6 protein-coding genes are annotated in these 8,970 nt (G+C 57.9%); 2 read left to right on the top strand and 4 right to left on the bottom strand.

The window, feature by feature from the left end; all coding sequences use genetic code 11:
* Positions 1-15: 15 nt before the first annotated feature.
* Entirely contained in the window at positions 16-1,554 is a 1,539-nt protein-coding gene (gene aldB, locus ACOTX2_RS22970; RefSeq protein ID WP_063148430.1) for an aldehyde dehydrogenase AldB, read from the bottom strand.
* A gap of 166 nt (positions 1,555-1,720) precedes the next feature.
* Here aldB and ACOTX2_RS22975 point away from each other — a divergent pair, with 166 nt between their 5' ends.
* Positions 1,721-2,605 (top strand): ROK family protein, encoded by an 885-nt coding sequence (locus tag ACOTX2_RS22975; protein WP_023298868.1) that lies wholly within the window; start codon positions 1,721-1,723, stop codon positions 2,603-2,605.
* A gap of 3 nt (positions 2,606-2,608) precedes the next feature.
* Here the strand turns inward: ACOTX2_RS22975 and selB are convergent, their stop codons facing one another.
* The 3 genes from selB to ACOTX2_RS22990 all read right to left on the bottom strand — a co-directional run bounded on the left by selB (position 2,609) and on the right by ACOTX2_RS22990 (position 6,541).
* On the bottom strand, positions 2,609-4,447 hold the full coding sequence (gene selB, locus ACOTX2_RS22980) for a selenocysteine-specific translation elongation factor (protein ID WP_063148429.1): 1,839 nt from the start codon (positions 4,445-4,447) through the stop codon (positions 2,609-2,611).
* Positions 4,444-5,829 (bottom strand): L-seryl-tRNA(Sec) selenium transferase, encoded by a 1,386-nt coding sequence (selA, locus tag ACOTX2_RS22985; protein WP_063148428.1) that lies wholly within the window; start codon positions 5,827-5,829, stop codon positions 4,444-4,446. The genes selB and selA overlap by 4 nt, the downstream gene beginning before the upstream one ends.
* Before the next feature lie 103 nt (positions 5,830-5,932).
* Positions 5,933-6,541, bottom strand: coding sequence for a glutathione S-transferase (locus ACOTX2_RS22990; protein ID WP_063148427.1), 609 nt, complete (start codon positions 6,539-6,541; stop codon positions 5,933-5,935).
* 436 nt (positions 6,542-6,977) lie between these two features.
* Between ACOTX2_RS22990 and ACOTX2_RS22995 the strand changes: the two genes are divergently transcribed.
* Positions 6,978-8,885 carry a PTS mannitol transporter subunit IICBA gene (locus ACOTX2_RS22995; protein WP_063148426.1) on the top strand — a complete coding sequence of 636 codons (1,908 nt, stop codon included), beginning with the start codon at positions 6,978-6,980 and terminating at the stop codon, positions 8,883-8,885.
* Positions 8,886-8,970 lie beyond the last annotated feature (85 nt).

An 8,970-nucleotide genomic window follows, 5' to 3' on the forward strand; every position in this document is an offset into this window, starting at 1 on the left:
GCCTGAGCCGGGAGATTAAAACAGCCCCAGCGGTTTATCGGAGTAGCTGACTAACAGACATTTCGTTTGCTGGTAGTGCTCCAGCATCATCTTATGGGTTTCGCGCCCGATGCCCGACTGTTTGTAGCCGCCAAACGCCGCATGAGCCGGATAGGCGTGATAGCAGTTTGTCCATACGCGTCCGGCCTGAATGCCGCGGCCCATTTTATAGGCAAGGTTACCGTTACGGCTCCAGACGCCCGCCCCCAGGCCATACTGCGTGTCGTTAGCGAGCTCCAGCGCCTCGTCCATGGTTTTAAACGTGGTGACGGCCAGCACCGGTCCAAAAATTTCCTCCTGAAAAACGCGCATGTTGTTCTTACCGAACAGGATAGTCGGCTCAAGGTAGTAGCCCTCCTGCAAATCGCCGCCCAGCACCTTACGACGACCGCCGGTCAACACATCGGCCCCCTCTTTTTTACCGATATCAATATAGTTGAGGATGGTTTCCAGCTGGCCATGCGATACCTGCGCCCCCATCTGGGTAACGTTATCCAGCGGATTACCGCTGCGAATCGACTCCACGCGCCGGATCGCCCGCTCCATAAAGCGCTCATAAATGGATTCCTGCACCAGCGCGCGGCTCGGACAGGTGCAGACTTCGCCCTGGTTAAACGCAAACAGCGCAAACCCTTCCAGCGCTTTGTCGAAGAAGGCGTCCTCTTCATCCATCACGTCGGCAAAGAAGATGTTCGGCGATTTCCCGCCCAGCTCCAGGGTGACCGGAATGATGTTCTGGGTCGCGTACTGCATAATCTGCTGACCCACTTCCGTTGAGCCGGTAAACGCCACTTTGGCGATACGCTTTGAAGTAGCCAGATATTCGCCGATCTCTCCCCCGGCCCCGTTGACCACGTTAATGACCCCCGGCGGCAACAGGTCGCCAATTACCTCCATCAGCAGCAGTACCGAAAGCGGCGTTAAGCGTGCAGGTTTCAGCACAACGCAGTTACCCGCCGCCAGCGCGGGCGCCATTTTCCAGCTCGCCATCAGCAGCGGGAAGTTCCACGGAATAATTTGCCCCACCACGCCGAGCGGCTCGTGGAAGTGATACGCCACGGTATCTTTGTCAACTTCACTTATTCCCCCCTCCTGGGCACGGATGCAGGACGCAAAATAGCGGAAATGGTCGATCGCCAGCGGCACGTCCGCCGCCATGGTTTCGCGGATCGGCTTGCCGTTGTCCCACGTTTCTGCGGTCGCCAGCAGCTCCAGATTCTGCTCCATCCGATCGGCGATTTTGAACAACATGGCCGCTCTGTCCTGAACGGACATTTGCCCCCACTTATCTTTCGCCTTATGCGCCGCATCCAGCGCTAAATCGATATCCCGCTTGCCCGAACTGGCAATTTCACACAGCGGCTGGCCGGTAACGGGCGTCAGGTTGGAATAGTATTCACCGTCGACGGGCGCCACCCAGTCGCCGCCGATAAAGTTGTCATAGCGGGGCTTCAGCCTAAGGGGAAAACCATACTCGCCAGGCTGGATACGCGATGAGGGAGGATTGTTTGTCATGACCGTCTCCTTGCTGTTGTTGTACAACAAGGGTAGTTCCGGCTGGTGATTTTCTCGCCAGCGGGTAGCGGGTTTACGAGCCGCATCACGGATTACCGTACTTTACGTTTCGTTTCTGTCGCCGCAGCCATACTTAATAGCTCAAGGGCTCATGAGGAATGATGCAATGCAGCTATTTATCGGCTTTGACGTGGGTGGAACCCACATCAAACACGGCGTAATTAATGAAAACGGCGAAGAACTGACATCCGATGAATATGATACGCCGGACGATGAAAGCACCTTCAAAGAGAAGTGGAAAGCGGTAGTGGATAAATACTGCCAGGAGCACGAGATCGCCAGTATTGGCGTGAGTTTTCCAGGACATATCAATCACCATACTGGCGAAGCGGCCAAAGCCGGGGCGCTGGACTATCTTGACGGCGAAAACCTGTGCGAACTGTTCGCACAGCTGACCGATCTCCCCGTGACAATCGAAAACGATGCCAATTGCGCGGCGCTGGGCGAGCGCTGGCAGGGCGCGGGCAAGGACTATGAGCATTTCGTCTGCATCACCATCGGCACCGGCATCGGCGGCGGTATCGTCATGGAGGGCGATCTCTACCGCGGGTCGCACTACCGGGCGGGTGAGTTTGGCGTGCTGCCCGTAGGCAATGAGGGCGAGCCGATGCATGAAGTGGCGTCCGCCAGTGGCCTGATGAAAGCCTGCCGCCGCGCGCTGGCCGTGTCGGAAGATGAGATGCCTGATGGTGAGGAGCTGTTTAAACGCATGGACAGCGACGTGCATCTGCGCGAAGCCATTGAAGCGTGGGCGCATTGTCTGTCGCGCGGTATTTACAGCGTGATCTCTATGTTTGATCCGCAGGCGGTGCTGATTGGCGGCGGCATTAGTGAGCAGGAGAAAATCTATCTCCTGCTGGATAAATATTTACAGCGATTCGAGGAGTGGGAAGCGCTCCGGGTGCCCATCCTTCCCTGCGAGCTGGGTAACCAGGCGGGAAGGCTGGGCGCGGTCTGGCTGGCTAAGCAGAAGCAGGCGCGCAGCGCTTAACACTTACGGAAATAACTGCGCGTCGCGTAGCACATGGTCATTGCCACGACGACGCGTAAACCCGATGCGGTTGAAATACTCCAGGATCTGAATCGCCAGTTTGCGTCCAACATTCAGCCGATCGCGGAAGTCTGCGGCGCAGGTTGATCCGCGCGCCTGATCCAGCTCCCGGATCAGGTTCGCAAACGCAACGATCCGATCGTTGCGGTAATAACGATCTTTCACGATCGCCACAATCATGCCCTGCTGCGCCGCATGCCGCAGTACCTGACGCATCAGCTGCTCATCGGTATTGGTTTCACGCGCCAGATCGCGCACCCACCAGGGTTCATCGCCAAACAGCGCCGCCACTTTTTGCCAGACCGCGTCCTGCTCAGCGGTAAAACCGGCCTTGTGTTCCGGCAGGTGCAGCCAGCCGTGATGACTTGCAATCACGCCGCTTTCACGCATGTTTTCAATCAGCAACAGCACCAGCGCGTCGTCTTCCATGGGCAACGCCATGCGCCGCAGACGTTCACGGCCCGGGCCAGGCTCATCCTGATGCTGTTCATGATAGGTCGCCAGCGTGCTCAACACTTTACGCTGCCAGCGCGCCGCCACCGGCGCGTTCAGCAGGCTGTTGCCAGCCTGAATAAAACCCGGCTCCTGCGTCAGAAGACGCAATCCTTCACCGCTGAGCTGGCGCGCCCAGGCGAACGCAGCCAGATCCACCGCACCACGCTCAAGGTGGATATCTAACGCAGACTTGTCGTCACGGGCCTGGGCCAGCGAGGCCAGCCACGCTAAATACTCGGGCTTACGCTTGCCGCGACGGGGCGGATTCAGCATCACCACGCGGGCGCCCGCCAGGGTTTCGCGCGCGGAGATGTCGCGCAGAACCAGGCGGTCGTTATCCGCCAGCCAGAGCGGGGAGTCGAACACCAGTTCGGCGAGATCGTTTTCCAGCAGCGACACGCGTCCGGTGATGTGGCTGGCCGCGTGATGGATATGCAGCGGCTGCCACTGGGTCAGCGGCGTGTGGGTCTGTAGAGAAACGATAATCCGTTCAGAAGGCTCCGGCGGCGCGTCGGCCAGCAGCCAGTCGCCGCGGTTAAGCTGGTCTTTTTCGGCATCACCAGCAATATTCAGGGCGATACGCTGCCCGGCGTGGGCCTGTTCCACCGGCTGGTTTTGCGCGTGAAGCCCGCGCACGCGCATGGGTTTGTTCACGCCCGTCAGCCACAGGGTATCGCCCACGTTAACTTCGCCACTCAGCGCGGTACCGGTCACCACCAGCCCAGCCCCTTTCACGGTAAACGCCCTGTCGATCGCCAGACGGAAGCGGTGATGGCTGGCATGCTCACGAGACGGGATCTGCTGCAAATGGTCGCGAAGAGCGTCGATACCGCGGCCTTCTGTCGCCACGGTGACAAACAGAGCGGCATCCTTAAAACCATATTCACTCAGCGCCGCCAGTACCTCTTCACGCACCTCGTTGATACGCGCCTCATCCACACGGTCCGCTTTGGTAAGGGCGACGGTCAACTGCGGGTTTCCCGTCAGTTGCAGGATCGCCAGATGCTCGCGCGTTTGCGCCATCACCCCGTCATCGCACGCGACAACCAGCAGAGAGTGATCGATCCCGCCCACGCCCGCGAGCATATTGGAAAGAAACTTCTCGTGGCCGGGCACATCGATAAAGCCCAGCACGCGACCGTCGGGCTGTGGCCAGTAGGCGTAACCCAGGTCAATGGTCATGCCGCGCTTTTTCTCTTCCGGCAGGCGATCGGCATTCACGCCCGTAATGGCCTGCAATAACGTGGTTTTGCCGTGGTCAACGTGACCGGCGGTGGCAATAATCATTTCAACATCATCTCCAGAAACCGCCCTTCATCTTCCAGGCAGCGTAAATCCAGCCACATACGACCATCACCGATCCGGCCAATCACTGGCGTCGGTAATACACGCCAGCGCGCCGACAGCGCCTCAAGCTGGCTTCCGCGTCCGTCGCGCGGGGTGAACGTCAGCGCTTCGCTCGGTAACCTGTCCACCGGCAGCGAGCCGCTGCCAATTTGCGACAGGCAAGGCTCGATACGAACGTCAAACTCAGGGTAATGAGGAGCGACCTGCGGCAGTAGCGCTTCCGCCTGCGCGCGAATGGAGGCCGCATCACGGCTCAGCAAACGCAACGTGGGCAGGCGGTCAGCCAGTTTCTCCGGGTGGAGATAGAGCCGCAGCGTGGCTTCCAGCGCGGCCAGCGTCATTTTATCGGCACGCAGGGCGCGCTTCAGTGGGTGCTGCTGTAGCTGCGCAATCAGTTCGCGCTTGCCGACGATAATCCCCGCCTGCGGCCCGCCCAGCAGTTTATCGCCGGAGAAACTGACCAGGCTTACGCCCGCAGCAACCATTTCCTGCACCATTGGCTCTTTCGGCAGACCGTACTGGCGCATATCCACCAGCGACCCGCTGCCGAGATCGGCAATCACCGGCACGTTTAGCTCGCGCCCGATGGCGGCCAGTTCGGCCTCTTCCACCGTTTTGGTGAACCCCTCAATGTGGTAATTGCTGGTATGCACTTTCATCAGCAGGGCGGTGTTTTCATTCACCGCCGCGCGATAATCTTTTGCATGGGTACGGTTGGTTGTGCCCACTTCATGCAGCGTGCAGCCCGCCTGGCGCATGACATCCGGAATACGAAACGCCCCGCCGATCTCCACCAGCTCGCCGCGAGAGACGACAACCTCTTTTCCGCTCGCGGTGGCCGCCAGCATTAACAGCACCGCCGCCGCGTTGTTATTCACAATGCAGGCATCTTCCGCGCCGGTGATCTGGCAGAGAAGATCCGCCAGTGCGCGATCGCGATGCCCGCGCCCGGCGCCGTCCAGATCGTACTCCAGCGTCACCGGCGAGCGCATGGCCCGGGTGACGGCCTCTATTGCTTCTTCTGCCTGCTGTGCCCGGCCCAGATTGGTGTGCAGAACCGTGCCCGTCAGGTTAATAACCGGGCGCAACGCGCTTTGCGCGTGCTTGCTCAGCCTGCGTTCAACTTCCTGCGCCCATGCCTCGCACCAGCCGGGTAGCGCGTTCTCAGCCTGAATATGGCGACGCGCATCGTCCTGAAGCTGGCGTAGCATGTCGACCGTTGCAGTATGGCCAAACTGCTCCAGCACCGCAGTGATGCGCGGATCACGAAGCAGACGATCGGTAGCGGGGATCTGGCTGTAGAGGGAATGATGAGTAGTCATGAATGCGCCTGGCGAGTAAATATCTTCCCCCCTCCCGACGGGAGAGGGAGTTAACATGTGGGGGGATTGTACCGCCTCCCGCCAGGAAGTGTTATAACCCGCATCAAGCCTTTGGTGGTTCAGTCCGGGCGAAACTTTCGCGCTGGAAGAGCGTCTCCGCCAGTTTGACCAGCAGCGGACGATCCACGCACCAGCCCGGCGAGACGCGGCGGAAATTAAGGTAGCCAATGGCGCAGGCGATGGCGATCGTCGCCAGATTCAGGCTATCGCTCTGAATTTTCCCCTCGCGGATCAGCTGTTCGCACATATCCAGGCTGCGGCTGATTTTTTCGCGCTGGCGCAGCAGCTCATTTTCTGACTGCTGGGCGGCGGGCCTTGCCTGCTCGCGTACGGACGTTAATGCCGCATCCATAATGCCATCCGCCAGGGCTTCAATTTGCTTCATCGCCAGCGCTGCTTTTGGATCCGCCGGCAGCATGGCTGGCGCAACGCCAAGCAGCTCGATGTACTCCGCAATGATCGGGGAATCAAACCAGTAGTCGCCCTCGTCCGTTACCAGCGCCGGGACTTTCCCCAGCGGGTTGTACTGCGCAACGCCGTTCTCTGCGTTGTACGGTTGTTCATTTACGAATTCAAATTCAATCCCTTTCTCCAGCAGGAGAATCGAAATCTTACGCACGAAAGGACTGGTATAACTGCCGATGAGTTTCATTGCTTATCCTTAATGCCCATAAAGAGGTCAGTATGGATCAAGCCGTGAAAAAAGGCAGGTGTACGTATCGCATTCCTGCCGTGAGGGGATACGGGAGAAATCTGCATAAAAATATTTTGTGAATCAAATCACAATCTGGAAACAAACAACCAACTTAACATTGTGATATTAATCACAAAATAGCCCTCATTTTGGCGTAATTCTGAGCAATGTATTTTTTTTACACACCCATTATGTGATCGCGATCACTTCATTAATATCCTCACCCCCTACATTCATGTGATTCAGATCACACAAAATTCCGCTGTCTGGACAGTTGAACGATTCAGTGCCAGATTTCATAGCATCAGAACAGGGTCCGGCTACCTCTGCCGCCGCACATTAACGATAAACCTCGGGCCACAAGCCTAAGCGTAAACATAAGAAGGGGTGTTTTATGTCATCCGATTTCAAGATCAAAGTGCAAAGCTTTGGTCGTTTCCTCAGCAACATGGTGATGCCAAATATCGGCGCGTTTATCGCGTGGGGTATTATCACCGCATTATTTATTCCGACAGGGTGGTTGCCTAACGAAACGCTGGCGAAACTTGTTGGCCCAATGATTACGTACCTGCTGCCGCTGCTCATCGGTTATACCGGTGGTCGTCTGGTGGGCGGTGACCGTGGTGGTGTCGTGGGTGCCATCACAACCATGGGGGTGATTGTCGGTGCGGATATGCCGATGTTCCTCGGTGCGATGATTGCCGGTCCTCTGGGCGGCTGGGCGATCAAGAAATTTGACGTCTGGGTTGATGGCAAGATCAAATCCGGCTTCGAAATGCTGGTGAACAACTTCTCCGCGGGCATCATCGGGATGATCCTCGCGATTCTGGCGTTCCTCGGCATTGGCCCGGCGGTTGAAGTGCTGTCCAAGCTGCTGGCGGCGGGCGTTAACTTCATGGTGGCGCACGACATGCTGCCACTGGCGTCTATCTTTGTTGAACCGGCGAAAATCCTGTTCCTGAACAACGCCATCAACCACGGTATCTTCTCACCGCTGGGTATTCAGCAGTCACACGATCTCGGCAAGTCCATCTTCTTCCTGATTGAAGCGAACCCGGGTCCGGGTATGGGCGTTCTGCTGGCGTACATGTTCTTTGGTCGCGGCAGCGCGAAACAGTCTGCTGGCGGCGCGGCGATCATTCACTTCCTGGGCGGTATTCACGAAATTTACTTCCCGTATGTGCTGATGAACCCACGTCTGATCCTGGCCGTTATCCTTGGCGGTATGACCGGCGTGTTCACCCTGAGCGTACTGGGCGGTGGTCTGGTGTCTCCTGCTTCTCCAGGCTCTATTCTGGCGGTGCTGGCGATGACCCCGAAAGGCGCCTACTTCGCGAACATCGCGGCGATATGTGCGGCCATGGCCGTCTCCTTCGTGGTCTCCGCTATCCTGCTGAAAACCAGCAAGGTGAAAGAAGACGACGATATCGAAGCGGCAACCCGTCGTATGCATGACATGAAAGCCGAATCCAAAGGCGCAACGCCGCTGGCGGCGGGTGATGTCTCTAACGACCTGAGCCACGTGCGTAAAATTATCGTGGCCTGTGATGCCGGTATGGGTTCCAGCGCAATGGGTGCGGGCGTGCTGCGTAAGAAAGTGCAGGATGCGGGTCTGACCAACATCTCCGTGACCAACAGCGCGATTAACAACCTGCCGCCGGACGTTGACCTGGTGATCACGCACCGCGATCTGACCGAGCGCGCCATGCGTCAGGTGCCGCAGGCGCAGCACATTTCCCTGACCAACTTCCTCGACAGCGGCCTGTACACCAGCCTGACTGAACGTCTGGTTGCGGCCCAGCGCCATGAAGATAACGAAGTGAAAGTGCGCACCAGCCTGCAAGACAGCTTCGACGAGAGCAACGCGCATCTGTTCAAACTGGGCGCAGAAAATATCTTCCTTGGCCGCACGGCGACCAATAAAGAAGAGGCCATTCGCTTCGCCGGTGAGCAGCTTGTGAAAGGCGGCTACGTTCAGCCTGAGTACGTTGAGGCGATGCTGGAGCGTGAAAAGCTGACCCCAACCTACCTGGGTGAATCCATCGCGGTTCCGCACGGTACGGTGGAAGCCAAAGACCGCGTGCTGAAAACCGGCGTGGTGTTCTGTCAGTATCCTGACGGCGTGCGCTTCGGTGAAGAAGAGGAAGACATCGCCCGTCTGGTGATTGGTATCGCCGCTCGCAATAACGAGCATATCCAGGTGATTACCAGCCTGACCAACGCGCTGGATGACGAAACGGTTATTGAGCGTCTGGCCAATACCACCAGCGTTGAAGAAGTTCTGGCTCTGCTTAACAAGTAACAGCGCCTCTTCCCTCTCCCCCCCGGGGAGAGGGCTAGGGTGAGGGGAAAACGTTCCTCACCCCAGCCCTCTCGGGTAAAAACAT

It is taken from the genome of Enterobacter cloacae complex sp. IR5412 (assembly GCF_049237385.1).
GTDB classification, from domain to species: domain Bacteria; phylum Pseudomonadota; class Gammaproteobacteria; order Enterobacterales; family Enterobacteriaceae; genus Enterobacter; species Enterobacter intestinihominis.

What these genes read in the sequence shown, in the direction of transcription:
- aldB (WP_063148430.1), bottom strand. Translation starts at nt 1,554, where the DNA reads ATGACAAACAATCCTCCCTCATCGCGTATCCAGCCTGGCGAGTATGGT.
- ACOTX2_RS22975 (WP_023298868.1), top strand. Translation starts at nt 1,721, where the DNA reads ATGCAGCTATTTATCGGCTTTGACGTGGGTGGAACCCACATCAAACAC.
- selB (WP_063148429.1), bottom strand. Translation starts at nt 4,447, where the DNA reads ATGATTATTGCCACCGCCGGTCACGTTGACCACGGCAAAACCACGTTA.
- selA (WP_063148428.1), bottom strand. Translation starts at nt 5,829, where the DNA reads ATGACTACTCATCATTCCCTCTACAGCCAGATCCCCGCTACCGATCGT.
- ACOTX2_RS22990 (WP_063148427.1), bottom strand. Translation starts at nt 6,541, where the DNA reads ATGAAACTCATCGGCAGTTATACCAGTCCTTTCGTGCGTAAGATTTCG.
- ACOTX2_RS22995 (WP_063148426.1), top strand. Translation starts at nt 6,978, where the DNA reads ATGTCATCCGATTTCAAGATCAAAGTGCAAAGCTTTGGTCGTTTCCTC.